The sequence below is a fragment of the Streptomyces sp. CB02414 genome (genome assembly GCF_001905385.1).
Lineage (GTDB): Bacteria > Actinomycetota > Actinomycetes > Streptomycetales > Streptomycetaceae > Streptomyces.
Genome location: NZ_LIPF01000006.1, coordinates 204,337 through 227,269, shown reverse-complemented (window position 1 = coordinate 227,269; position 22,933 = coordinate 204,337). Strand labels below are relative to the sequence as shown.

Annotated in this window: 23 protein-coding genes; 11 read left to right on the top strand and 12 right to left on the bottom strand. The window is 72.6% G+C overall.

Annotation, left to right across the window (positions count from 1 at the left end):
• Window positions 1-288 precede the first annotated feature (288 nt).
• Window positions 289-942 carry a TetR/AcrR family transcriptional regulator gene (locus AMK11_RS20870; protein WP_198941422.1) on the top strand — a complete coding sequence of 218 codons (654 nt, stop codon included), beginning with the start codon at window positions 289-291 and terminating at the stop codon, window positions 940-942.
• Window positions 943-1,097: 155 nt separating this feature from the next.
• On the top strand, window positions 1,098-2,642 hold the full coding sequence (locus tag AMK11_RS20865; protein WP_073729428.1) for an MFS transporter: 1,545 nt from the start codon (window positions 1,098-1,100) through the stop codon (window positions 2,640-2,642).
• A 103-nt stretch (window positions 2,643-2,745) separates the two neighbouring features.
• Here AMK11_RS20865 and AMK11_RS20860 read toward each other — a convergent pair whose 3' ends face one another.
• Window positions 2,746-3,261, bottom strand: coding sequence for a MarR family winged helix-turn-helix transcriptional regulator (locus tag AMK11_RS20860; RefSeq protein WP_073729426.1), 516 nt, complete (start codon window positions 3,259-3,261; stop codon window positions 2,746-2,748).
• 144 nt (window positions 3,262-3,405) lie between these two features.
• Between AMK11_RS20860 and AMK11_RS20855 the strand changes: the two genes are divergently transcribed.
• Window positions 3,406-4,167: a dioxygenase family protein gene (locus AMK11_RS20855; protein WP_073729802.1), complete on the top strand. Its 762-nt coding sequence runs from the start codon at window positions 3,406-3,408 to the stop codon at window positions 4,165-4,167.
• A gap of 18 nt (window positions 4,168-4,185) precedes the next feature.
• On the opposite strand, the gene AMK11_RS20850 is transcribed toward AMK11_RS20855, so the two are convergent.
• Window positions 4,186-4,704, bottom strand: a complete 519-nt coding sequence (locus AMK11_RS20850) for a GNAT family N-acetyltransferase (RefSeq protein WP_073729424.1) — start codon at window positions 4,702-4,704, stop codon at window positions 4,186-4,188.
• Window positions 4,705-4,923: 219 nt separating this feature from the next.
• Here AMK11_RS20850 and AMK11_RS20845 point away from each other — a divergent pair, with 219 nt between their 5' ends.
• Window positions 4,924-5,922, top strand: a complete 999-nt coding sequence (locus AMK11_RS20845; protein WP_073729422.1) for a sigma-70 family RNA polymerase sigma factor — start codon at window positions 4,924-4,926, stop codon at window positions 5,920-5,922.
• A 411-nt stretch (window positions 5,923-6,333) separates the two neighbouring features.
• Entirely contained in the window at window positions 6,334-7,047 is a 714-nt protein-coding gene (locus tag AMK11_RS20840) for a TetR/AcrR family transcriptional regulator (protein ID WP_073729420.1), read from the top strand.
• Window positions 7,048-7,083: 36 nt separating this feature from the next.
• Here AMK11_RS20840 and AMK11_RS20835 read toward each other — a convergent pair whose 3' ends face one another.
• Window positions 7,084-8,052, bottom strand: coding sequence for a helix-turn-helix transcriptional regulator (locus AMK11_RS20835; RefSeq protein ID WP_073729801.1), 969 nt, complete (start codon window positions 8,050-8,052; stop codon window positions 7,084-7,086).
• Window positions 8,053-8,115: 63 nt separating this feature from the next.
• Between AMK11_RS20835 and AMK11_RS20830 the strand changes: the two genes are divergently transcribed.
• From AMK11_RS20830 to AMK11_RS20810, 5 genes are all read left to right on the top strand, one after another.
• The gene (locus AMK11_RS20830) at window positions 8,116-9,654 is read left to right on the top strand and encodes an MFS transporter (RefSeq protein WP_073729419.1); all 1,539 of its coding nucleotides are present in this window, start codon (window positions 8,116-8,118) and stop codon (window positions 9,652-9,654) included.
• Window positions 9,655-9,809: 155 nt separating this feature from the next.
• Window positions 9,810-10,571, top strand: coding sequence for a DeoR/GlpR family DNA-binding transcription regulator (locus AMK11_RS20825; RefSeq protein WP_073729417.1), 762 nt, complete (start codon window positions 9,810-9,812; stop codon window positions 10,569-10,571).
• On the top strand, window positions 10,568-11,515 hold the full coding sequence (gene pfkB / locus AMK11_RS20820; RefSeq protein ID WP_073729415.1) for a 1-phosphofructokinase: 948 nt from the start codon (window positions 10,568-10,570) through the stop codon (window positions 11,513-11,515). Before AMK11_RS20825 ends, pfkB begins: the two co-directional genes overlap by 4 nt.
• Entirely contained in the window at window positions 11,512-11,799 is a 288-nt protein-coding gene (locus AMK11_RS20815; RefSeq protein ID WP_073729413.1) for a hypothetical protein, read from the top strand. The genes pfkB and AMK11_RS20815 overlap by 4 nt, the downstream gene beginning before the upstream one ends.
• Window positions 11,796-13,823, top strand: a complete 2,028-nt coding sequence (locus AMK11_RS20810) for a PTS fructose transporter subunit IIABC (protein ID WP_073729411.1) — start codon at window positions 11,796-11,798, stop codon at window positions 13,821-13,823. Before AMK11_RS20815 ends, AMK11_RS20810 begins: the two co-directional genes overlap by 4 nt.
• A gap of 86 nt (window positions 13,824-13,909) precedes the next feature.
• Here the strand turns inward: AMK11_RS20810 and AMK11_RS20805 are convergent, their stop codons facing one another.
• The 4 genes from AMK11_RS20805 to AMK11_RS20790 form a co-directional block, all read right to left on the bottom strand.
• Window positions 13,910-14,656, bottom strand: a complete 747-nt coding sequence (locus tag AMK11_RS20805; protein ID WP_073729409.1) for a DUF6227 family protein — start codon at window positions 14,654-14,656, stop codon at window positions 13,910-13,912.
• Window positions 14,657-14,833: 177 nt separating this feature from the next.
• Window positions 14,834-16,054 carry a L,D-transpeptidase gene (locus AMK11_RS20800; RefSeq protein WP_073729407.1) on the bottom strand — a complete coding sequence of 407 codons (1,221 nt, stop codon included), beginning with the start codon at window positions 16,052-16,054 and terminating at the stop codon, window positions 14,834-14,836.
• A 149-nt stretch (window positions 16,055-16,203) separates the two neighbouring features.
• Window positions 16,204-17,247, bottom strand: coding sequence for a P1 family peptidase (locus AMK11_RS20795; RefSeq protein ID WP_073729405.1), 1,044 nt, complete (start codon window positions 17,245-17,247; stop codon window positions 16,204-16,206).
• Between the two features lie 73 nt (window positions 17,248-17,320).
• Entirely contained in the window at window positions 17,321-18,553 is a 1,233-nt protein-coding gene (locus AMK11_RS20790; RefSeq protein WP_073729403.1) for a low temperature requirement protein A, read from the bottom strand.
• 110 nt (window positions 18,554-18,663) lie between these two features.
• On the opposite strand from AMK11_RS20790, the gene AMK11_RS20785 reads away from it, so the two are divergent.
• Complete coding sequence (locus AMK11_RS20785; protein WP_073729401.1) at window positions 18,664-18,849, top strand: hypothetical protein; 186 nt, start codon at window positions 18,664-18,666, stop codon at window positions 18,847-18,849.
• Window positions 18,850-18,870: 21 nt separating this feature from the next.
• Here AMK11_RS20785 and mscL read toward each other — a convergent pair whose 3' ends face one another.
• The 5 genes from mscL to AMK11_RS20760 form a co-directional block, all read right to left on the bottom strand.
• On the bottom strand, window positions 18,871-19,341 hold the full coding sequence (mscL, locus tag AMK11_RS20780; protein WP_073729399.1) for a large conductance mechanosensitive channel protein MscL: 471 nt from the start codon (window positions 19,339-19,341) through the stop codon (window positions 18,871-18,873).
• Between the two features lie 111 nt (window positions 19,342-19,452).
• Window positions 19,453-20,025, bottom strand: coding sequence for a hypothetical protein (locus AMK11_RS20775; protein WP_241847023.1), 573 nt, complete (start codon window positions 20,023-20,025; stop codon window positions 19,453-19,455).
• 165 nt (window positions 20,026-20,190) lie between these two features.
• Window positions 20,191-21,033 (bottom strand): S-methyl-5'-thioadenosine phosphorylase, encoded by an 843-nt coding sequence (locus tag AMK11_RS20770; RefSeq protein ID WP_073729397.1) that lies wholly within the window; start codon window positions 21,031-21,033, stop codon window positions 20,191-20,193.
• An 82-nt stretch (window positions 21,034-21,115) separates the two neighbouring features.
• Window positions 21,116-21,448 (bottom strand): FmdB family zinc ribbon protein, encoded by a 333-nt coding sequence (locus AMK11_RS20765; protein ID WP_073729395.1) that lies wholly within the window; start codon window positions 21,446-21,448, stop codon window positions 21,116-21,118.
• A 68-nt stretch (window positions 21,449-21,516) separates the two neighbouring features.
• Window positions 21,517-22,830: an MFS transporter gene (locus AMK11_RS20760; RefSeq protein ID WP_073729393.1), complete on the bottom strand. Its 1,314-nt coding sequence runs from the start codon at window positions 22,828-22,830 to the stop codon at window positions 21,517-21,519.
• Window positions 22,831-22,933 lie beyond the last annotated feature (103 nt).

Below are 22,933 nucleotides of genomic sequence, written 5' to 3'. Positions count from 1 at the left end.
GGACCTCCCGGACCACGGCAGCCGCCCGACTCCGGCTGCACCCTTGCGCTCACCCTGTGCCGAGGGGTGGGCGGGCGCGCGCTGGAGGAGCCGATCGTGGGTTTCTCGCCGGTAGCCGCCGACCGGGGGAGGGCGGGGCGAGTATCGGCTCCTGCGTGTGACTCAGGTCACGGGATGTTTCTCCGGGGGTGGGAAATAAGCGGGGATCGTTTCCCCGTTTAGCCATGTGTCCGAGCGAAACGGGGACTCCCTCCCCGGATCGCCCACCCGATGTCCGAGGAGTACGCCGTGCAGACCGCAGCCCCCGAGCGCCAGAAGGTGACCCGGCCCCGCGCCGACGCCCTGCGCAACCGGGAGCGGATCGTCACCGCCGCCCGGGAGATGTTCGTGGAGCACGGGCCCGACGTGCCGCTCGACGACGTCGCCCGCCGCGCCGGCGTCGGCAACGCCACGGTGTACCGCAACTTCCCCGACCGCGACGCCCTCGTCCGCGAGGTCGTCTGCTCGGTCATGGACCGTACGGCACGGGCGGCGGAGCTCGCGCTCGCGGAGACCGGGGACGCGTTCGAGGCGCTGGAGCGCTTCGTGCACGTCGCCGCCGACGAGCGGATCAGCGCCCTGTGCCCCATGGTGTCCAGCACGTTCGACCAGCACCACCCCGATCTGGAAGCGGCGCGTGAACGGGGCGAGCGGCTCGTCGCCGAGGTCATGGACCGGGCCAAGGCGGCCGGGCAGCTCCGTACCGATGTGGGCGTGGGGGATCTGATGATCGCCGCGGCCCAGCTCAGCCGGCCCCCGGCCGGTACGGGGTGCCTGAGCGCCGACCGGTTCGTCCACCGGCACCTGCAACTGTTCCTGGACGGGCTGCGGGCCCCGGCCCGCTCCGCCCTGCCGGGCGCGGTCGTGACCATGGAGGACCTGCGCCAGCCCTGCGACCAGTAGTTCCGCGCCACCAGTTCCGCGACCGCCGGGTCCGCGTCCAGTAGTTCCGCGTCCAGTAGTTCCGCGAAGGCCTCGCCGAGCTCACGTCCGGCCGCGTCTCAGCCGTCCCTTTACTCACCTTTTTTCCGTCACGAAGTCCCGAAGTGGGTATCCCCATGTCTCAAACAGCCGTCAAGGCCTCCGGCGTCACCGACGCCCCGGACGCCGGACGCTGGAAAGCGCTCGTCTTCATCGCGCTCGCCCAGCTGATGGTGGTCCTCGACGCCACCATCGTGAACATCGCCCTGCCCTCCGCGCAGCAGGACCTCGGCATCTCCGACGGCAACCGGCAGTGGGTCGTCACGGCCTACGCCCTCGCCTTCGGCGGCCTGCTGCTGTTCGGCGGCCGGATAGCCGACCTGTGGGGCCGCAAGCGCACCTTCGTCGTGGGCCTGGCCGGCTTCGCCGTCGCCTCGGCGCTCGGCGGTGCGGCCACCAACGAGGCCATGATGTTCGGCTCCCGCGCCCTCCAGGGCGTCTTCGGCGCCCTGCTCGCGCCCGCCGCGCTCTCCCTGCTCGCCGTGATGTTCACGGACGCCAAGGAGCGCGCCAAGGCGTTCGGCATCTACGGTGCGATCGCCGGTGGCGGCGGTGCCGTGGGTCTGATCCTCGGCGGTTTCCTCACCGAGTACCTGAACTGGCGCTGGACGTTCTTCGTCAACATCCCGTTCGCCGTGGTCGCCGCGGCCGGTGCGTACCTGGTCATCCGTGAGCCGAAGGGCGGCCGCAACCGCTCGCCGCTCGACGTCCCCGGCGTGATCCTGTCCACCCTGGGCCTGGTCGCGCTCGTCTACGGCTTCACCCGCGCCGAGTCCGACGGCTGGAGCGACGCGGTGACGGTCGGCATGTTCGTCGGCTCGGCCGTGCTGCTGCTGGCCTTCGTGATCGTCGAGTCCCGGGTCAAGGCCCCGCTGCTGCCGCTGCGCGTGATCACCGAGCGCAACCGGGGCGGGATCTACCTCTCGCTGGGCCTGGCGATCATCGCGATGTTCGGCCTGTTCCTCTTCCTGACCTACTACCTGCAGATCGTGAAGGGCTACTCGCCGGTCAAGACCGGCTTCGCCTTCCTGCCGATGATCGCGGGCATGATCACGGGCTCCACGCAGATCGGCACCCGCCTGATGACCCGGGTCGCCCCCCGGCTGCTGATGGGCCCCGGCTTCCTGGTCGCCGCCGTCGGCATGCTGCTGCTGACCCAGCTGGAGCTCGACACCTCGTACGCCGCGGTGCTGCTGCCCGGCATGCTGCTGCTCGGCCTCGGCATGGGTACGGCGTTCATGCCGGCGATGTCCATGGCCACCCAGGGCGTCGAGCCGCGGGACGCCGGTGTCGCCTCGGCGATGGTCAACACCTCGCAGCAGGTGGGCGGCGCGATCGGTACGGCGCTGCTGAACACCATCGCCGCCTCGGCCACCACGTCCTACATCGCCGACCACATCGGCGGTGCGGCCTCCCGGTCCCAGCAGCAGCTGGTCCAGCTGGAGGGTCAGGTGCAGGGCTACACCAGCGCGATCTGGTTCGCCGTCGGCATCCTGGTCGCGGCGGCCGTGATCGCCCTGACCTTCATCAACGCCGGTCGTCCGGGCGGTTCCGCCGTCACCGGGTCCGGTGCGGGCGACGCGGCCGAGGAGGAGCTGCCGGTGCCGGTCGTCGCCCACTGACGACGCCGGACGCGGTACACCCCCTCGGGCCCCCTGTTCCATCCGTGCGCGGGGGGAGGGGACGCCCGTCGCGCACGGTTCCCAGGACCTGCCCCGGCCGCGCTCAGCGCAGCCAGGGCAGGTCCGCACCCGCTTCGCGGGGCTGAAGTCCCTCGGCGACGATCCGCATGATCTCGCCGAGGGACTTCTGCTGTTCCGGCGTGAGACGGTCGAACACGGCCTGGCGCACGGCCTCCACGTGACCCGGCGCGGTCTGCCCCAGCACCGCGTACCCCTCCTCCGTGAGCACGGCGAACTGGCCCCGCTTGTCGGAGGGGCAGTCCTCGCGGCGCACCCAGCCGTTCTTCTCCAGGCGGGCGATCGCGTGCGAGAGGCGGGAACGGGTGATCTTGGCGTACCGGGCCAGCTCCGTCATCCGCAGCCGCCGCCGCGGTGACTCGGCGAGCTTGACCAGCAGTCCGTAGTAGACGTGCGGCATTCCCGCGTCGCGCTGGAGCTGGCGGTCGAGGTGGTCCTCCAGGAGGGTGGCCGCCTCGATGTAGGAACGCCAGACGCGCTGCTCCTCGGCGGTGAGCCAGCGGGGCTCGTCGGCGGAGGGCGGGATGGGTGCCGTGTTCATGTATCCATGGTACGAGTCCTTGAATTTTAAACAAGGAACCCTTAGATTTGCCTGCGAGCAAAAGCTTGAGAGTTCAAGTAGCTGAGTGAACCGAGTGACCTGAGCAACAGGAGCCGCCCCGTGTCCGCCACCGCCCAGGAGCGCATGCCCGCCCTCTACCTGAGCCACGGCGCGCCGCCCCTCGCCGACGACCCGGTCTGGCCCGGCGAGCTGGCCGCCTGGGCCGCCGCACTGCCCCGCCCCAAGGCGATCCTCGTCGTCTCCGCCCACTGGGAGGAGGCCCCGCTCGCCCTCGGCGCCACCCGGACCGTCCCCCTGGTCTACGACTTCTGGGGCTTCCCCGAGCACTACTACCGGGTGCGCTACGAGGCCCCCGGCGCCCCCGCGCTCGCCGAGTCCGTACGCAAGCTGCTGCGCGCCCCCGGTACGCCGGTGCAGGACGTGCCCGACCGCGGACTCGACCACGGCGCGTACGTGCCGCTGGTCGAGATGTACCCCGGCGCCGACATCCCCGTCCTCCAGGTCTCCATGCCGACCCTCGACCCGGAGCGGCTGATGGAGACCGGCCGCAGGCTCGCGCCGCTGCGCGACGAGGGCGTGCTGATCATCGGTTCCGGCTTCTTCACCCACAACCTGGCCGCGCTGCGCCAGGCCGGTGTCCCGTCCTGGTCGGCCGAGTTCGACGACTGGGGCCGGCGCGCGCTGGACGCCGGTGACGTGGACGCGCTGCTCGACTTCACCCGCAAGTCCCCGGCGGGCCTGCTCGCCCACCCGCGCACCGAGCACTTCGCCCCGCTGTTCGTGACCATGGGCGCGGCGGACGCGGCCGGTGAGCCGGCCCTGCGGGAGTCCGTGATCGACGGGTTCTGGATGGGGCTGGCCAAGCGGTCGGTGCAGTTCGGCTGAGCCGCGCGCCCCGAGGGGCTACAGCGGCTTCTCGTACCAGGCCACGTCCCAGTAGCGGCCGAACTTGCGGCCCACCTCGCGGTACGTGCCGACGTACCGGAAGCCGAAGCGCTCGTGCAGCCGGGCGGAGGCCTCGTTCGGCTGGGCGATGCCCGCGTAGGCGCGGTGCAGGTCCTCGCCGGCCAGGGCCTCGAAGAGGGACGTGTAGAGCAGGGTGCCGATGCCCCGGCCGCCGGCGCCAGGGGTGACGTAGACCGTGGTCTCCACCGAGGTGCCGTAGGCGGGCTTGGCGCGGTAAGGGCTCGATGTGGCGTACCCCAGGATTTCCTGTGACTCGGCCTCCGTGGCAACCCTCAGCCGGTGCGGGCCGTCTTCAGGGTGGGAGAGCAGCCAAGGACGGCGCTCTTCCGGGGTGAACGGCTCGGTGTCGAATGTGGTGGGCGTCTCACGTACGTAGTGGTTGTAGAGGTCGGTGAGGGCCTTGAGGTCGTCCTCGGTTCCCGCCCTGACCTGGACCTCCGTACGTCCCGCCGGCATCACGCCTCCTCGTGTGGCGGCACAGGGTACTGCATGATCAGAAAAATCGGGGGGCGGGTTGGGAATTCTGTCCGGATTCCAGTCGTTGTTTCCATCGGATGCAGGGCACCCGAGGAGAGTCCCGGGAGAGGCCGGAGCGCAGTTCCGGGACCGGAGACAACCTCAGACGCCGTACGTCCACCGGACCACCCGCTGAACCACCATCGCAAGGGAGCACGCATGGCAACCCGTGCCGTCGCCCGTCGTAAGTCCGCCACCGGCGAGACGGCCGACGCGGCAACCAGCGTCCGCGCAGGCAGCGGCGAGCTCGCCGACCGCGATCTGGTCGGCATGTACCTCGACGAGATCGCACGGACACCGCTGCTCGACGCCGCCAAGGAGGTCGAGCTGTCCCAGACCATCGAGGCGGGTGTGTTCGCGCGGCAGGTCCTCGAAGGCTACGAGGAGACCGGGGCGGACGCCACCCGGGAGGAGCTCCAGGCCCTGATCGACGAGAGCGAGCGGGCGAAGGACGTCTTCATCCGCTCCAACCTCCGGCTGGTCGTGGCGGTCGCCCGGCGCTACCCGCGCAGCGGCCTGCCGCTCCTCGACCTGATCCAGGAGGGCAACGCGGGCCTGGTCCGCGCGGTCGAGAAGTTCGACTACCGCAAGGGCTTCAAGTTCTCGACGTACGCCACCTGGTGGATCCGTCAGGCCATCACCCGTTCCATCGCGGACCAGTCGCGCACCATCCGGCTCCCCGTCCACCTGGTGGAGGAGCTGGGCCGCATCCGGCGCGTGCAGCGGGAGTTCAACCGGGAGCACGGCCGCGAGCCGGAGCCCGCGGAGATCGCCGCCGAGCTCGGCTCGACGCCGGAGCGCGTCACCGACGTCCTCGACTGGGCCCGCGACCCCGTCTCGCTGAACATGTCGGTGGACGACGAGGGCGAGACCCAGTTCGGCGACCTGCTGGAGGACACCTCCGCCGTGTCGCCCGAGCAGTCGGTGCTGACACTGCTGCGCAGCGAGGAGCTGGACGACCTCATCGGCCGCCTCGACCCGCGCACGGCCTCCATCATCAAGATGCGGTACGGCATCGACGACGGCCGGGAGCGTACGCTGACCGAGGTCGGCAAGGAGCACGGCCTCACCCGTGAGCGCATCCGGCAGATCGAGAAGCACGCGCTGCTGGAGCTGAAGAAGCTGGCCCGCGACACCGGCTTCGAGGCCGCGGCGTAGCGCGGACCCCGAGCGCGGCGTGGCGGGCAGGTGATCCGCCCGCCGTGATGAGGGGGCGTGACGTGACGCGTGGGGCGTACGCCGGTGGCCGAACCCCCGCGCAAACATGGCCGTACAACGCTGCTTTAACCGGCGGGAGCCGGGAACAAGAACACCGGGCCCAGTGGTCCGGCCCCGGGCACCCGCCCCGGACCGGGCCTCGCGCCCCTTCAGGACCACGTCCCGACGCACTCCCCCCGGCGCCGGGACTTTCCCGAGCCGGGCTCGGCGCCTCTCCCCCCGGGGCGCCGCAGCCCGGCTCCCTCCGTTTCCGGATGTTTCCGGACCGTCGCGCAGCGGGGCACCCCGGACCTGAACCCCGGGGTGACCCGCCGAATGGCAGATTCTGTCACAGCGGCATAGCCTGCCGAAGTGAGCAGCGCCATCCCGTCCTCTTCCGTATCCGAACCGTCCGATTCCGGTCTCGGTCCCGGAGGTCCCGGGCCCCTTTCCCTGACCGAGCGGCGCAAGGCCGCGACCCGGATGGAGATCGCCCGCGCGGCGGCCGGCCTCTTCGTGCGCCAGGGCCTGCGGGCGACCCGGGCGGAGGACATCGCCCGGGCCGCGGGAGTCGCCCCGCGCACCTTCTACCGCTACTTCGCGACCAAGGAAGAGGCCGTCGCCCCGCTCTACGCCCTCGGCGCCGAGCGCTGGGCCGCCGCGGTGCGCGCCGCCCCGCCGGAGCTGTCCGTGCCCGACGCCCTGGCACACGCCGTACGGCACACCCTGACGCCCGGCGCCGGGGTGTCGGCGCCGTCCTGGGAGTGGGCCCGCACGCTGATCCGCCTGGCCGAGACGAGCCCGGCGCTGCGGAAGGTGTGGGCGGAGGTGTGCATGATCGCCGAACGCGGGCTGGTGGGAGTGCTGGCGGCGCGGCTGTCCGACGGTGACGACAACGTTGCCGAGCGGCTGGCGGGCTCCCCGGAGCTGCGGTTCGCGGCCGCGGTGGCGGGCGCGGCGGTGCGGGTGGCGGTGGAGCACTGGGCGGACGGCACGGAGGGGGCCGGGAGCCCGGTCGAGCCGGCGCTGCGAAACCTGGCAGGGCTGCGGGCGTTCGCCTGGGAGGGCAGCGGGGCTGCTGGATAGCGGGCGGGGTGGGGCGGCCGGGTGCGTGAAGGGCGGTCACCCGCCCGCCGCGCCGAGCAGCCGCGTCCCCAGCTCCCGTACGCGCTCGACCAGTTCCGCCGGCTCCCGGACGCGGAAGTCGGGGCCCACCATCGCGAGCCGTACCGCCATCCAGTCCACCGGGTCGGAGACGGTCGCCCGCAGTACGCACGACGTGCCGTCGGCCGCCGGCTCCGGCGGCCCGAGCCACTGCGGCAGCCGTGTGGCGACCGCCTCGGGCGGCGCGGCGAAGGTGACCTCGATGTCGTACGAGTCGCCGTGCCGTTGCATCGAGCGCCGCAGGTACTCCGCCGCGCTCCCGGTCGGCAGTTCACGGGGAGCGAACCGTGCCCCGGTCGCGAACGGCTCGCTCACCCGGTCGACCCGGAACGTCCGCCAGTCCTCCCGGTCGAGGTCGTAGGCGACCAGGTACCAGCGGCGTCCCGTGGAGACCAGCCGGTACGGCTCCGTCACGCGCCGCGACTCGGTGCCGTCCGCCGCGCGGTAGGCGAACCGCAGCCGTTCCTGCCCCGCCACCGTGGAGGCCATCACGGTCAGCGTCTCGGTCGCGATACTCGGCCCGTCCCCACTGGTCAGCGGGGTCGTCGCGGCCTGGAGCGTGGCCACCCGGTGCCGCAGCCGCGACGGCAGCACCTGCTCCAGCTTGGCCAGCGCCCGCACCGACGCCTCGTCCACGCCCTCGACCGCGTGCCCGGCGCCGGCGCGCAGGCCGACCGCGATGGCCACCGCCTCCTCGTCGTCGAGCACCAGCGGCGGCATCGCCTTGCCCGCCACCAGTCGGTAACCGCCGTCGGCGCCCATGGTCGCCTGTACGGGATAGCCCAGCTCACGCAGCCGGTCGATGTCCCGCCGGACCGTGCGACGGGAGACGCCGAGCCGATCGGCGAGTTCGCCGCCGGGCCACTCGCGGGGTGTCTGGAGGAGGGAGAGGAGCGTCAGGAGCCGGGCGGGAGTGTCCGTCGTCATGTGTCCGAGCATGGCGCATGTATAGGACGCGACCTGTCCTACTACCGTCATAGCTTCACGGCCATGACCTCAACGCACACCCCGAGCCCCGTGCCGAGCACGCCCCCCGCGGGCGACCGCCGGCGCTGGTACGCCCTCGCGATCGTGATGACCGCGGCTTTCATGGACCTGGTCGACGTCACCATCGTCAACATCGCCATCCCGTCGATCCGGCAGGACGAGGGCGCCTCTTTCAGCCAGATCCAGTGGATCACCGCCGGTTACGCCCTCGCCTTCGCGGCCGGCCTGATCACCGGCGGGCGGCTCGGCGACATCCACGGCCGCAAGCGGGTCTTCCTCGTCGGCGTCGCCGGCTTCACTCTGGCGTCCGCGCTGTGCGGACTCGCCGTGAACCCCGAGATGCTGGTCGCCTCCCGCATCCTCCAGGGGGCGATGGCGGCGTTGATGGTGCCCCAGGTGCTGTCGATCGTGCACGCGACCTTCCCGGCGCACGAACGCGGCAAGGTGTTCGGACTGTTCGGCGCGATCGTCGGTCTGGGCGCGGTCTCCGGGCCGCTGCTGGGCGCCCTGCTCACCGAGTGGAACCTCTTCGGGCTCGAGTGGCGGCCCATCTTCCTCATCAACCTGCCGGTCGGTGTCGCCGCCCTCGTCCTCGGCGGGCGCTTCATCACCGAGTCCAAGGCGCCGCGCGCCCTGCGGCTGGACCTGGTCGGGGTCGCCCTGGTCACCCTCGGTCTGCTGATGCTGGTCTACCCGCTCACCCGGGGACGCGAGCTGGGCTGGCCGCTGTGGGGGCACCTGTCGATGGCCGGCGCGTTCGTCGTGCTCGCGGTGCTGGTGGCGTACGAGAGGCGGAAGAGCGCGCGGGACGGTTCGCCGCTGGTCGAGCTGTCGCTGTTCCGGGTGAAGAGTTTCGCCGCCGGTATCGCCGTGCAGACCGTCTTCGGGCTCGCGCTCGGCATCTTCTTCCTGGTGTGGACCCTGTACATGCAGGTGGGGCTCGGCTGGACGCCGCTGCGGGCCGGGCTGACCGGCGTGCCGTTCTCGGTCGCCGTCTCCGTGGCGGCGGGAGTGTCGGTGCAGAAGCTCGTGCCGCGCTTCGGGCGCAAGGTGCTGCAGGCGGGCGCGCTGGTGATGGCGGCGGGCGTACTGCTCTACCTCTGGGAGGCCGGGCACTACGGGCTCGGCATCACCTCCTGGCAGATGGCGCTGCCGCTCGTCGTCATGGGCGTCGGCATGGGACTGATCGTCGCGCCGCTGACGGACGCGGTGCTGTCCCAGGTGCCGCGCGAGCACGCCGGGTCGGCGTCCGGGCTCATCAACACCGTGCAGCAGATGGGCAACGCGCTCGGGCTCGGGCTGGTCTCCGTGGTCTTCTTCGGCACGATGAGCGACCACGTGGCGCCGTCCCGGATCGGTCCCGCCTACGCGGACGCCTTCCAGAACGCGCTGGGCTGGGTGGCGGCCGTACTCGGCGTCATCTTCCTGCTGATGTTCGCGCTGCCGAAGCGGCCGGCGCAGCACGTGGAAGGGGCTTCGGGGGGCGCTTCGGAGGTCGCTGCGGAGGTCGCTGTGGAGGAGAAGAAGGCCTCGCTGGTCTGAGGCCGTCGGCAGGGGTGCCCGCTCATGCCCACCTGTGCCCGATTGTATTTGAATGCGCCTGGTTACTTGTTTACATTCCGGAAAACCGGGCGTAGCCTCCGAGAGAAACCACAGGTTCGGGCACAGGTTTGGGCACAGGGCGGAGGCGAACGGTCATGTACGCACCGGAGCGGCAGCAGGAGATCCTCCGGCTGGCGCGGGACGGCGGCCGGGTGGACGTGGTGTCGCTGGCCGAGGAGTTCCAGGTGACGGCGGAGACCATCCGCCGCGACCTCAAGGCACTGGACCGCGCCGGTCTGCTGCGCCGGGTGCACGGCGGCGCGATCCCCGCCGGGCGGCTCGACTTCGAGCCGGACCTCGCCGAGCGCGAGTCGACGGCGGCCGACGAGAAGGACCGGATCGCCAAGGCGGCCCTGGCGGAACTGCCGGCCGACGGCACGCTGATCCTCGACGCCGGTTCCACGGTGGCCCTGCTGGCCGCCGCGATCCCGCGCGAGACCTCGCTCACCGTCGTCACCCACAGCCTGCCCATCGCCGCCCGCCTCGCCGACCATCCCGGCATCCAGCTCCACCTGGTCGGCGGGCGCGTGCGGCACCGTACGCGCGCCGCCGTCGACGCCTGGGCGCTGCGGGCGTACGGCGAGATCCGCGCCGACGTGGTGCTGGTCGCCGCCAACGGCTTCTCCGCCGAGCACGGGCTGACCACCCCCGATCTCGCGGAGGCCGCGGTCAAGCGGGCCGCCGTCTCCGCCGCCCGCCGTGTGGTGCTGCTCGCCGACTCCTCCAAGTACGGCCAGGAGCACTTCGCCCGCTTCGGCTCCCTGAGCGACGTGGACCTGCTGATCACCGACAGCGGGCTGAGCCCCGAAGACGCCACCGCCGTCGAGCGCGACGGCACGGAAGTAGTACGCGCATGATCCTCACCGTCACCCCCAACCCGTCCCTGGACCGCACCTACGAGGTGCCCTCCCTCGACCGCGGCGAGGTCGTCCGCGCCACGGGCGAGCGCGTGGACCCGGGCGGCAAGGGCGTGAACGTCTCCCGCGCGGTGACGGCGGCCGGCCGGCGCACCGTGGCGGTGCTGCCGCTCGGCGGTCCCTCCGGCGCCCTCGTCTCCGAACTGCTCGACGCGCAGGGCATCGAGGTCGCGCCCGTGCCGGTCGCCGGGGTCACCCGCGCCAACATCGCCCTCGCCGAGGCCGACGGCGTCCTGACGAAGATCAACGCACCCGGCCCCGAACTGACGGCGGCCGAACGGGAACTGCTGCTGGAGACCGTGAGGCGCCAGTCGCCCGGCGCCGACTGGATCGCCTGCTGCGGCAGCCTGCCCCGCGGACTCGCCCCCTCCTGGTACGCCGACCTGGTGGCCCGCGCGCACGCCGCCGGTGTCCGCATCGCCCTCGACACCTCCGGCCCCGCCCTGCTCCAGGCCCTGCGCGAGCGGCCCGACGTGGTCAAGCCGAACGCCGAGGAACTGGCCGAGGCCGTGGGGCGTCCCCTGCTCACGGTCGGCGACGCGGTGAAGGCCGCCGAGGAACTGCGGGAGCTGGGCGCCCGGTCCGTCCTCGCCAGCCTCGGCGCCGACGGACAGCTCCTCGTGGACGACGCGGGCACCTGGTTCGGCAGCGCCCGTGTGGACGTCGTACGCAGCAACGTCGGCGCCGGTGACGCCTCCCTCGCCGGGTTCCTCGTCGCCGGGGGCGCGGGGCCGGGCGCCCTGGCCTCCGCGGTGGCGCACGGCGCCGCGGCCGTCCGGCTGCCCGGCAGCGTGATGCCGACGCCGGCCGACCTGGACCCGGGCGCGGTGACGGTCACGGCCCAGGTGCCGGCGGACCGCGCACTGAAGGAACCGGCGTCATGACCGCCACCGACCGAGCCACGGGCCCGTTCCCCAGGGGCGGTTGCGGCCGGGACGTCCCCGGCGGGTTCCTGTCGGCCGTGCTCGGTTTCGGCCGTGGTGTCTCCGGTGGCTCCCCGGCCGCCGTCGCCGATCCGGACCGCGACGCCCCCGTCCCCTTCCGCTACGTCCCCGGCCCGCTCGCCGGGGCCGTCCCCGACCCCCACCGCAGTGCCCCCGTCCCCCTCCCCGTTTCCGCCCACCACCCCACGTTCCGGGCGATACGCGAGCTAAGGAGCCCGCGATGAGCGAGATGATCACCGCGGACCTGGTCGACCTCGACCTGTCCGCCGACACCAAGGAAGCGGCGGCGCGCGCCCTCGCCGAGCGGATGGTGGCCCTGGGCCGGGTGACCGACCTGGACGCCTTCCTCGCCGACGTGGCCGCCCGCGAGGCGCAGATGCCGACCGGCCTCGACGGCGGCATCGGCATCCCGCACTGCCGCAGCGCGCACGTCACCGAGCCGACGCTCGCCTTCGGGCGCAGCGCGGCCGGCATCGACTTCGGGGCGGCGGACGGCCCGGCCGACCTGATCTTCCTCATCGCCGCTCCGGCGGGCGCCGACGACGCCCACCTGACGATCCTGTCCTCCCTGGCCCGGCAGCTGATGAACGCCGAGTTCACCGACGCGCTGCGGTCGGCGGGCGACGCGACGGCCGCGGCGGCGCTGATCCGCGGGGAGGAGCCGGACGGCACCCAGGACTCCGTGGCGGTCCCGGCGGCGGCCTCCGCCGGGACCGCCACGGGCAGCCCCGACGAGGATCGCGGCGAACCCGAACGCCCCTTCCGCGTGGTCGCCGTCACCTCCTGCCCCACCGGCATCGCGCACACCTACATGGCGGCCGAGTCGCTGGAGAACGCCGGTCGCGAGGCGGGCGTCGAGGTCGTCGTCGAGACGCAGGGCTCGGCCGGGTTCACCCGGCTCGACCCGGCGGTGATCGAGGCGGCGGACGGCGTGATCTTCGCCCACGACGTGCCCGTACGCGACAAGGAGCGCTTCGCGGGCAAGCCCACCGTCGACACCGGCGTGAAGGCGGCCATCAACCGGCCCGGCGAGCTGATCGGCGAGGTCCGCGAGAAGGCGGCCCGCGGTGAGGTCACGGCGGCCTCGCCCGCCCGTACGACGCCCGTCGAGCGTGGCGGGGGCTCCGGTGAGGGGTACGGGACGAAGCTGCGCGTCTGGCTGATGTCCGGCGTCAGTTACATGGTGCCGTTCGTCGCCGCGGGCGGTCTGCTCATCGCCCTGGGCTTCGCGATCGGCGGCTACGAGATCAACGAGGCACCGTCGGTGATGGACCACTTCGCGTGGTCGCAGGCGGACAGCTGGGCGGCGCTGCTGTTCCAGATCGGCGGCGTGGCCTTCGCCTTCCTCGTCCCGGTGCTGGCCGGTTACATCGCCTACGGCATGGCCGACCGCCCGGGACTCGTCCCCGGATTCGTCGGCGGCTCGATCGCGCTGACCATCAACGCCGGTTTCCTCGGCGGCCTGGCGGCGGGTCTGATCTCCGGTGCCGTAGTGATGGCGATCCAGCGGATACGCATCCCGGCGGCGCTGCGCGGCATCATGCCGGTGGTGGTGATCCCGCTGATCTCCTCGGCGGTCGTCGGATTCCTGATGTTCGTGGTGATCGGCAAGCCCATCGCGTCCGCGCAGAAGGCGATGACCGACTGGCTGAGCGGCCTGTCCGGCGCCAACGCGGTCCTGCTCGGCGCCCTGCTCGGCCTGATGATGTGCTTCGACCTGGGCGGACCGGTCAACAAGGTCGCGTACGCCTTCGCCACGGCAGGCATCGCGGTCGCCGACCCCAGCGACTCGGCGATGAAGATCATGGCGGCGGTCATGGCGGCCGGTATGGTCCCGCCGCTGGCCATGGCCCTGGCCACGACCGTGCGGAGCAAGCTCTTCAACGCGGCCGAACGCGAGAACGGCAAGGCCGCCTGGGTGCTGGGCGCCTCCTTCATCTCCGAGGGCGCGATCCCGTTCGCCGCGGCCGACCCGCTGCGGGTCATCCCGGCGTCGATGGCGGGCGGCGCGGTCACCGGCGCCCTGTCGATGGCCTTCGGCGCCACGCTGCGCGCCCCGCACGGCGGCATCTTCGTGGTGCCGCTGATCGGCAACCCGCTGCTCTACCTGGTCGCCATCGCGGCGGGCGTCTGCGTCACCACGGCCCTGGTGATCGTCCTCAAGGGCGTGCGCAAGCCGGCGCCGGGGGCGGTGGCCGCGGGCCCGTCGGCCCCGTCGTCGGGGGCGAAGCAGCCGGTGGCCGCGTGAGGGGCGGCACGCGCCGGTGATGTCCGGGCCGGGTTCCGTACGGGACCCGGCCCGGACGTCACCGGCTCAGGAACCCGTCGCCGCGCTCAGGAGACCTGTGCCGCCCTGCGCTCCATCGCCCGGCGGGCGGTGTCCTCGCCGGCGTACACCTCGCACATGTGCCGCCCGTCGGGCGTGGCCGTGTGCTCGACCTCCCAGAGGGAGACCTCCGTGCCGTCGCGGAGCAGGAACGCGTGCTCGTAGAGCGAGAAGCCGATCCGGGCGCGGCGCGCGCGGCCGGGGCCGCCGAAGGCCTGGGTGATCTGGTGCGCGGACGCCGTCGCCAGCCGGGCGGCGAGCTCGGCGCCGGGCCGGTCCGGGTTCTCCGCGCGGCGCAGCAGCCGGCGGGCGTGGTCCGCCGAGGCGTCGGGGGCGTAGCTGTGCCGGGGGGTGGGGACCGGGGACAGCTGCACCTGCACCGGCAGTTCGAAGTCGGGGGTGTCCGGCGGCAGCGCCAGCCGGGCGGTGGCGGCGCGCAGCTCCTCCTCGTCGACGTACACCTCGTGCTGCGGTTCGCCGCCCGGGGTGGTGTTGTGGACGAGCTCCCAGAGCGTGACCGCCGCGCCGTCGGCGAGCAGCCAGGTGTGCCGGTACGTCTCGCGGTGCAGCCCAGCGCTGTGGTGCGCGGAGTGCAGCGAACCGTCGTGCGCCAGCGCGCAGTCCAGCTGCCGTAACGTCTCGTCGGGCAGCTCGAACGAGTTCAGTGCCCGACCGAGCAGTCGCATGAGGTGCTCCTCCGGAGACTCGGGCGACTCGGGTGGTTCGTACGCTGCCGTCTCGTACGGAACGCTCAAGGTTTCTCCCGGCGTTGCTGCATGTCACCTTGTGGGTGCATACCGTAGCCCCTCGGTCGGACATCATGTCCGGGAACCGGGAAAACGTACGCACGAAAAACGCGCGGGCCGCGCGAGAAGTTCCCGCGCGACCCGACGAACCGTCAAAGAACGCTGGTCAAGAGGCTGGTCGCCCGGTCAGGTGGCGCTCCCGGCGACCCACTCGCTCCACGCCATGTTCCAGCCGTTGAGGCCGTTGTCCGGCGCGATCGTGCCGTCCGGGGAGTTCTTGACGACCACGACGTCCCCGACGAGCGAGTTGTCGAAGAACCACTTGCCGTCCGTGGCACCCTGCCCGCCCTGCACGTCCCGCAGCCCGACACAGCCGTGACTGGTCCCCTGCGCACCGAAGGGCGGATTGCCCTTGTTGTACCAGTAGTTGCCGTGGAGGAAGGTGCCGGACCGGCTCAGCCGCATCGCGTGCGGCACGTCCGGGATGTCGTACGTGAACCCGACCGTGGAGCCGTCCATGCGCATCTCCTCCGACTTCGACGAGATCACCATCTGCCCGTTGTACGTCGGGTTCTCGGCGCTGCCCGCCGAGATGGGGACCGACTTGAGCGTCTCACCGTCCCGCACGACGGTCATGGTCTGGGTGTTCGCGTCGACCGTGGAGACCTGGGCGCGGCCCACGGTGAAGGTGACGGTCTTCTTCTGCACGCCGTGGACGCCGTTCGCGCCCTCCACGCCGTCCAGGTCGATCTTCATCGTGACCTTCGAGCCGGCCTTCCAGTACTCCTCGGGCCGGAAGTCGAGCCGCTGGTCGCCGAACCAGTGTCCGACCACCTCCTGCCCGCTGCTGGAGGTGACCGAGATGTGCGACTGCACGCTCTTCTTCTCGCTGATCGCCTTGTCGAACTTGAACGACACCGGCATCCCCACGCCCACCGTGGTGCCGCCGTCCGGGGTGTAGGTGCCGATGAAGCTGTTGGCCGCGGAGACCGTGGTGAAGGCCGAGTCGGCGGCCGACGTACGGCCGTCGGCGTCCTTCGCGGTCGCGTGGATCCGGTACTTGGTACCCCGCTCCAGCTGCTCCTTCGGCTTCCAGCTGCCGCCGTCGGCGGAGAGCGCGCCCGGCACGGCCGCCCCCGTCTCCGCGACGGTCATCCGCACCTCGGTCAGCCGCCCGTCGCTGACCTTCACGCCGGTCGTGTTGATCGAGGCACCGGTCGAACCGTCCTCGGCCGAGATCACGACCTTCGGGGCCGAGGCCTTCGCGGAGTCCGCGCCACCGCCCCCGCCGTCCTTCTTGTCGTCGGCGCTGGCACTGCCGCCGCAGGCGGTGAGGGTGAGGGCGCCGACCACCAGGGCGGCACAGGCCCCCAGTACGCGCCGCGATGCTATGACCGGCCTTGTCACGGGCTGCTCCAGGATGAGGTGTTGTGCGGTGTTACCTTCAATCCTGTAGAGGCGGGCGGGGCCGACCGGGTTCCCGCCGGCCGCCCGTGACGCCCACGCGTGACAGAACCGGGACAATCGCCCGCACCCGCGGCTCAACCGCCCCCGGCTCAACCGGCCTCCGGCTCACGCCCGTACAGCTCCGCGTACGACGGCCACGCGCCGTCCGGCCCGTCCACCGGACCGGCGGCCCGTACGGCGCGCACGATCGCCCGCGTCACCACATCCGCGCCCGCCGCCAGCACCTCGTTCAGCGCGAGCGGCTGCCCCGCGTCGAGCGGACGCGCCCCCGTCGCCAGGGCGAACACCGTGTCCCCGTCGCTCAGCAGATGCACCGGCCGTACGGCACGCGCGATGCCGTCGTGCGCCGTGCCGGCCAGCTTCTGCGCCTGGGCCTTGGACAGATCCGCGTCGGTGGCGACCACGGCGAGGGTGGTGTTCAGCGGTGGCGGCGCGTTCCTCGCCGCGACCTCGGCGAGCCGGCGCCCGGCCGCCTCGTGCACCTCCGGCGCCGGGTACCGCACCCGTCCGCCCCGCAACAACTCCCCGTACAGCACCCCCGTCTCCGGGTCGGTCACCGACCCCGCCGCGTTCGCCACCACCAGCGCCGCCACCGTGATCCCCGAGTCCAGCACGGTGCTCGCGGTGCCCACCCCGCCCTTCAGCGTGCCGACCACCGCTCCGGTGCCGGCCCCGACACATCCCTCGGCCACCTCCCCGCCCGGCGTGCTCGCATGCGCCGCCTCCACCGCCGCCCGGCCGGTGCCCGCGTCCGGCCTGGCCCGGAAGTCACCGCCGCGCCCCAGGTCGAAGACGCAGGCGGCGGGCACCACCGGCACAACATGAGCGGGGTCCGGGCCGACCCGCACCCCACGGCCCTGCTCCTCCAGCCAGGCCATCACCCCCGAAGCCGCGTCGAGCCCGTACGCGCTGCCGCCGGTCAGCACCAGCGCCTGGACCCGCTGCACCAGGTTGCGCGGATCGAGCGCGTCGGTCTCCTTGGTGCCGGGCCCGCCGCCCCGCACGTCCACGGCGGCGACCGCCCCGGCCTCCGGTGCGAGGACCACCGTCGTGCCCGTGAGCCACCCGTCGCCCCTGCGGGTCGCGTGCCCCACCAGCAGGCCGGCGACATCGGTCAATGCGTCAACTGTCATGCCGTCAGTCTGGTCCAGGCACGGACCCTCCCGGAGGAACGCGGTGCCGGTGGGGGAGTGCGGGACCGGACTGTCAGCCGGTGGGCGCCGCCGGGCCGCGTTCCGGCACGCCCCGCCGCGCGGTCAGGATCACCCCGGTCGCCACGGCCGCCGCGAGGACGAGCCCCGCCGCGAGCACCGCCAGGCCGCCGGCGAAGGTGGAGCAGAGGACCAGCAGCGCGGCCGTCGGCAGCACCGACTGCTCGGCGACGCCCACCTTGAAGTGCCGTGCGTGCAGTGCCCACACCGTGAGCAGGAACAGCGCCGTCGGCAGGGTCACCGCGGCGGACGCCGCGAGCGTCGAGATGTGCGCCTCGCCCACCGCCTGCTCCACGGCCACCTCCAGACCCGCCCCGATCGCCGCCGCCGACGCGAACACCACATAGTGGCCGTAGCCCCACAGGAACGACTGCCTGTTGGACCGCAGGTGGCCGTGGACCGGCACCATGAAGTAGACCCACCACGCGGCGAAGACGATCAGCAGTCCGCCCGCCGCGATCGGCAGCAACTCGCCCAGCGCGTCGTTCTCGTCGATGCCCGACTTCACCGCGACCGTGGCCGCCGCGATGGTCTCCCCGAGCACGATGATCGTGAGCAGCCCGTACCGCTCGGCGATGTGGTGGGGGTGCCAGGACGACTGGTGCTTCCGCTCGGCGAACGCCGGCACGCTCAGCTCCAGCACCACCATGACCAGGAACAGCCAGCCGCGGCCGCTCTCCGGCAGCAGCAACAGCCCCAGCCAGCCGACCTGGCAGACCAGCACGCCACCGGCGTACCTCAGGGCCATGGCGCGTTCCGCGGGCGCGGCGGAACGGGCCGCTCTGAGCCACTGCGCCGACATGGCCACACGCATGATCACGTAGCCGATGACGACGGCCGTCCAGTCGTGGTCCTCGAAGGCCCGGGAGACGCCGGCCGCGAGGACCAGCACACCGGCGATCTGCACCAGGGTGACGATCCGGTACAGCGCGTCGTCGTTGTCGTAGGCCGAGGCGAACCAGGAGAAGTTCATCCAGGCCCACCAGATGGCGAAAAAAACCATCGCGTAGTTGAGGACGCCCTCGCCGGCATGGCTCTCGGCGACGGAGTGCACCAGCTGGACGCCCGCCTGGGCGATGGCCACTACGAAGCACAGGTCGAAGAAGAGCTCCAGCGGAGTGGCCGCACGATGCGACTCGTGCCGGCCGCGGGCCGTCAGCCTGCGCAGTGGCGGCTGGACGCCGGGCGGACCGGAGGACGCTGCTGCGGGCGTCGGGCTGGACGTCATGGCTCCCAGCACAGCAGAGGCGGCGCTGGACCGCCTGCGGACGACCCCGCCCGCCGGGCCGGGCCGGTCGGACGGAGTACCGCCCGCCGGGCGGGCCGTACTCTGGAGGAATGAGCAGCGCTCCCGAACCCTCCGCCCCCGAGCCCCGCGCGCCCAGGCCCGCGCTGGTCTTCGACGACCCGCTGGACCAGCAGAGCTCGGACGACACCGACCGCGGCTGGGGCGGGCGGCCCGAGGGCGACAGCGCGGCCGACCTGAAGCGCTTCCTCGACGAGAAGCCGCCCCACCACCTGTGAGCCGCGGGGGGCGCGGAGCCCCTACGGGCGGTCGTGCCCCGAGCCGCGCTGGGCGACCAGCGCGTCGCGGATCTCCTTGAGCACCTCCAGCTCGGAGACCTCGATGACCTCCTCCGCGCCTTCCTTCGCCTTGCGGCGGGCCTCCTGCCGGGCCAGGTACTTCGACATGGGCAGGACCATCAGGAAGTAGACGACGGCCGCAGTGATCAGGAACGTGAGCGTGGCGCCCAGCACCGAGCCCCAGAGGATGCGCACGCCCGTCGCACTGTCGCCGGTACCGGTGCACGGGCCCTTGAGGCAGGAGCTGTAGCTGTCCAGGCTCTTGGTGCCGAACGCGCCGACCAGGGGGTTGATGACCCCCTTCACCACCGAATTGACGATGTTGGTGAAGGCGGCGCCGATGACGACCGCCACCGCCAGGTCGATGACGTTGCCGCGCATCAGGAAGGCCTTGAAGCCCTCGAAGACGCTCGGCTCCTTCTTCTCGCTCACCTCGGGGGCACTCCTTGACTGAACCGGGTGTGGAACAAAACGCTCCGCAACCTACGTCAGCGTTGGGCCACCCTGTCCAATCCGGTCCCTCGAACGAGGGACTTGACGGGCTCAGCACAGCGTCACCGCCAGCCGTTCCGTGGCCGCCGCGCCGGCCAGCCGGTGGGCGGTCGCGCGTGGCACCGACACCACGACCAGTGCACCACCCGCAGCCGTCCCGTCCACAGCGGCCCCGCCCCCAGCCGTTCCGTCCAGAGGCTCCGGCACCTTCGTCACCCGCGCCCCGCGCGCGAGTACGGTCGCGTCGCCCGCGCCGTCGTCCCCGGCCGCGATGACGTCGACCCGGTCGCCGGGCCTGAGCAGGCGCACCGTGGCGGCGTCGGCGATCCGCACCGGCGCCGACACCGGCTGCGCGCCGCGCCGCTCACGCACCGGCTCGGTCACCGGGTGTCCGCGGGCCCGCTGGGCGTCCGGGGCGCCGGCTCCCGGATGCGGGCCCGCCGCCACCAGCGCCGCGGCGGTGACCGCGAGCCCGGCGGCGACGGCGCGGCGCCGGTGGCGCAGGAGCCGGTGCAGCTGGTGCCGACCGCCGCCGACCCGCACCGGGGCGAAGTGCGGCACCTCGCACGTGGGAGGGGCGTCGGTGCCGAGCGGCAGCGGGGAGGCCAGTACGGAAGGGGACATGGGGACGGGCACGGTCACCACCACCTGTGACGAGGGATCGGGCTTGCGTGACCACGATGAGGCTTTTCGCCGATGCCCGCCGGAGCCCGTGGGCTACCGGCCGGTTGTGGACAACTCCGCCACCCGAACGTGCCGTTCCGCCCAGCAGACACACGGTCCGGGGCTCTACGGCAGCGCGATCCCCGGATCCATCCCGCCCAGTGCCGTCGCGCACAGGCAGTCCCGGTCGCCGGTCACCGGCAGGGCGGCCACCGCGTCGAACAGGACCCCCCGCAGCCGGTCCACGTTCGCCGCGAAGACCCGCAGGACCTCCTCGTGGGACACGCCCTCACCGCTCTCCGCGCCGGCGTCGAGATCCGTGACGAGGGTCAGCGAGGTGTAGCAGAGCTCCAGTTCACGAGCGAGCGCGGCCTCGGGGTGGCCGGTCATGCCCACCACCGACCAGCCCTGTGCCCGGTGCCACAGGGACTCCGCCCGGGTGCCGAAACGGGGTCCCTCGACCACGACCAGCGTGCCGCCGTCCACCGGCTCCCAGTCCCGCCCCCGGGCCGCCTTCAGCGCGGCCGCCCGCCCGGTGGGGCAGTACGGGTCGGCCAGCGAGACGTGCACCACGTTGGGCACCGTGCCGTCGGGCGTCGGCAGTCCGTCGAAGTAGGTCGAGGGCCGGGACCGCGTGCGGTCGACGAACTGGTCCGGCACCAGCAGCGTGCCCGGCCCGTACTCGGGGCGCAGGCCGCCGACCGCGCACGGGCCGAGGACCTGGCGGACACCGGCCGAGCGCAGCGCCCACAGGTTGGCCCGGTAGTTGATCCGGTGCGGCGGCAGATGGTGGCCGCGCCCGTGCCGGGGGAGGAAGACGACCCGCCGGCCGGCGACCTCGCCGAAGAAGAGGGAGTCGCTGGGCGGCCCGTAGGGGGTGTCCACCTCGACCTCGGTCACGTCGTCGAGGAACGAGTAGAAACCGGAGCCGCCGATCACGCCGATCTCGGCATTCACCTTGTTCGCCATGCCCGCACCCTAGCCGTCCGGCCTACGCCGAAGACCCTGCCGTCGGACGACGACAGGGTCCCGTAAGCAGTTGCCGGGCGCCTTACGCGGCGGTGGTGCTGGAGGAGCTGTCGGAGCTCGACGACGAGCCCGAGCCCGACGACGAAGAGCCCGACGACGAGGACGATCCCGAGTCCGAGGAGGACGCCGAAGACGACGACTTGGACGACGACGCCGCCGGCGAGCTGCTGGACGAGCTGCCGCGGCTGTCGTTGCGGTAGAACCCGGAGCCCTTGAAGACAATGCCGACCGCCGAGAACACCTTCTTCAGGCGACCCTGGCAGTTGGGGCACTCGGTCAGGGCGTCGTCGGTGAACTTCTGCACCGCCTCGAGGCCCTCGCCGCACTCGGTGCACTGGTACTGGTACGTCGGCACTTGTCTTCCTCCTGGCACTCTCACTCGATGAGTGCTAACGACGGTCCATAGTGACGCATTCCCCGGGATCAGTCCACTGCGGCGTGCTCGCGGTGACCGACGCCACGTGCGACCGTACGTCCCCGGGGCGGGGCCGTCAGGTGTGAACGCAGCGCCAGCAGCGTCGCCAGCGCGAGCACCGTGCCGGCCATCGGCATCAGGAACCCGGCGCCGTCCCAGAACCGGTCCTCGAGCTGGCCGGAGACGGTGACGGCCGCCGCCTGGCCGAGCGCCACCGCGCCGGTCAGCCAGGTGAACGCCTCGGTGCGGGCGCCCGCCGGGACCAGGTCCTCGACCAGCGTGTAGCCGGTGACGAGGGCCGGCGCGATGCACATGCCGACCAGCAGACCGAGGCCGGCCAGCACGAGCACCGAGTGGGCGGCCCACAGGCCGGACGCGGTAACGGCGAGGGCGGTGTAGCCGACCAGGAGGCGCCGCTGCGGGGCCACCTTCCAGGCGATGGCGCCGCAGGCCAGGCCGGAGAGCATGTTGCCCGCGGCGAAGACGCCGTACAGGACGCCGTTCAGTCCGGGCTCGCCGATCGACTCGGTGAACGCGGCCAGCGAGACCTGCATGCCGCCGAAGACGGAACCGATGCCCAGGAAGGCCACGATCAGCACGCGCACTCCGGGGACGCGCAGCGCCGAGACGTGCTCCACGCGCGCGTGCCCGTCGGCGGCGTCGCCGACCGTCGGCTGGGTGCTCTTCTGCGCCGCGAACAGCAGACCGCCGACCAGGGTGAGCGCGGCCTCCGTGACCAGGCCCGCGGCCGGGTCCACGGCCGTGCACAGGGCGGTCGCCAGCAGCGGGCCGAGGACGAAGGTCAGCTCGTCGGTGACGGACTCGAAGGCCGCGGCCGTGCTCATCAGCGGGGTGCCCTTGAGCTTGACGCCCCAGCGGGCCCGCACCATGGGGCCGATCTGCGGCACCGAGGCGCCGGTGGGCACCGCCGCGACGAACAGCGCCCACAGGGGTGCGTCCGCCAGCGCGAGGGCGGTCAGCGTCAGACCGGCCGCAGCGTGCACGAGCACGCCGGGGAGGAGGACGGCCCGCTGGCCGTAGCGGTCGGCGAGCCGGCCGCTGTAGGGGGCGAACAGGGCCATGGAGACGCCGGTGACGGCCGCGACGGCGCCCGCGACGCCGTAGGAGCCGGTGGTGTGCTGCACCAGCAGCACGATGGAGAGCGTCAGCATGGCGAAGGGCTGGCGTGCCGCGAAGCCGGGCAGCAGGAACGTCCAGGCGCCGCGGGTGCGCAGCAGCTGCCCGTATCCGGGGCGGTCGGAGCTGGACGCGGTCCGCGTCCCGTCCGGCGACTTCTTCGACGGGGTGACCGTGGATGCCACGGCCCGTGCCTTTCTGCCGCCTGGTAGCGCGGTCCGCCTCGCGGCTGTCGCCGTGCGGGAGCGCCGAGAGCTGTCCTCTTGCGCGGACTGCGGTAGATGCCGG

What these genes read in the sequence shown, in the direction of transcription:
- AMK11_RS20825 (WP_073729417.1), top strand. Translation starts at nt 9,810, where the DNA reads ATGTACGCACCGGAGCGGCAGCAGGAGATCCTCCGGCTGGCGCGGGAC.
- AMK11_RS20830 (WP_073729419.1), top strand. Translation starts at nt 8,116, where the DNA reads ATGACCTCAACGCACACCCCGAGCCCCGTGCCGAGCACGCCCCCCGCG.
- AMK11_RS20775 (WP_241847023.1), bottom strand. Translation starts at nt 20,025, where the DNA reads ATGTCCCCTTCCGTACTGGCCTCCCCGCTGCCGCTCGGCACCGACGCC.
- AMK11_RS20790 (WP_073729403.1), bottom strand. Translation starts at nt 18,553, where the DNA reads ATGACGTCCAGCCCGACGCCCGCAGCAGCGTCCTCCGGTCCGCCCGGC.
- AMK11_RS20770 (WP_073729397.1), bottom strand. Translation starts at nt 21,033, where the DNA reads ATGGCGAACAAGGTGAATGCCGAGATCGGCGTGATCGGCGGCTCCGGT.
- AMK11_RS20845 (WP_073729422.1), top strand. Translation starts at nt 4,924, where the DNA reads ATGGCAACCCGTGCCGTCGCCCGTCGTAAGTCCGCCACCGGCGAGACG.
- AMK11_RS20810 (WP_073729411.1), top strand. Translation starts at nt 11,796, where the DNA reads ATGAGCGAGATGATCACCGCGGACCTGGTCGACCTCGACCTGTCCGCC.
- AMK11_RS20855 (WP_073729802.1), top strand. Translation starts at nt 3,406, where the DNA reads ATGCCCGCCCTCTACCTGAGCCACGGCGCGCCGCCCCTCGCCGACGAC.
- pfkB (WP_073729415.1), top strand. Translation starts at nt 10,568, where the DNA reads ATGATCCTCACCGTCACCCCCAACCCGTCCCTGGACCGCACCTACGAG.
- AMK11_RS20865 (WP_073729428.1), top strand. Translation starts at nt 1,098, where the DNA reads ATGTCTCAAACAGCCGTCAAGGCCTCCGGCGTCACCGACGCCCCGGAC.
- AMK11_RS20785 (WP_073729401.1), top strand. Translation starts at nt 18,664, where the DNA reads ATGAGCAGCGCTCCCGAACCCTCCGCCCCCGAGCCCCGCGCGCCCAGG.
- AMK11_RS20860 (WP_073729426.1), bottom strand. Translation starts at nt 3,261, where the DNA reads ATGAACACGGCACCCATCCCGCCCTCCGCCGACGAGCCCCGCTGGCTC.
- AMK11_RS20850 (WP_073729424.1), bottom strand. Translation starts at nt 4,704, where the DNA reads ATGCCGGCGGGACGTACGGAGGTCCAGGTCAGGGCGGGAACCGAGGAC.
- AMK11_RS20795 (WP_073729405.1), bottom strand. Translation starts at nt 17,247, where the DNA reads ATGACAGTTGACGCATTGACCGATGTCGCCGGCCTGCTGGTGGGGCAC.
- AMK11_RS20815 (WP_073729413.1), top strand. Translation starts at nt 11,512, where the DNA reads ATGACCGCCACCGACCGAGCCACGGGCCCGTTCCCCAGGGGCGGTTGC.
- AMK11_RS20835 (WP_073729801.1), bottom strand. Translation starts at nt 8,052, where the DNA reads ATGACGACGGACACTCCCGCCCGGCTCCTGACGCTCCTCTCCCTCCTC.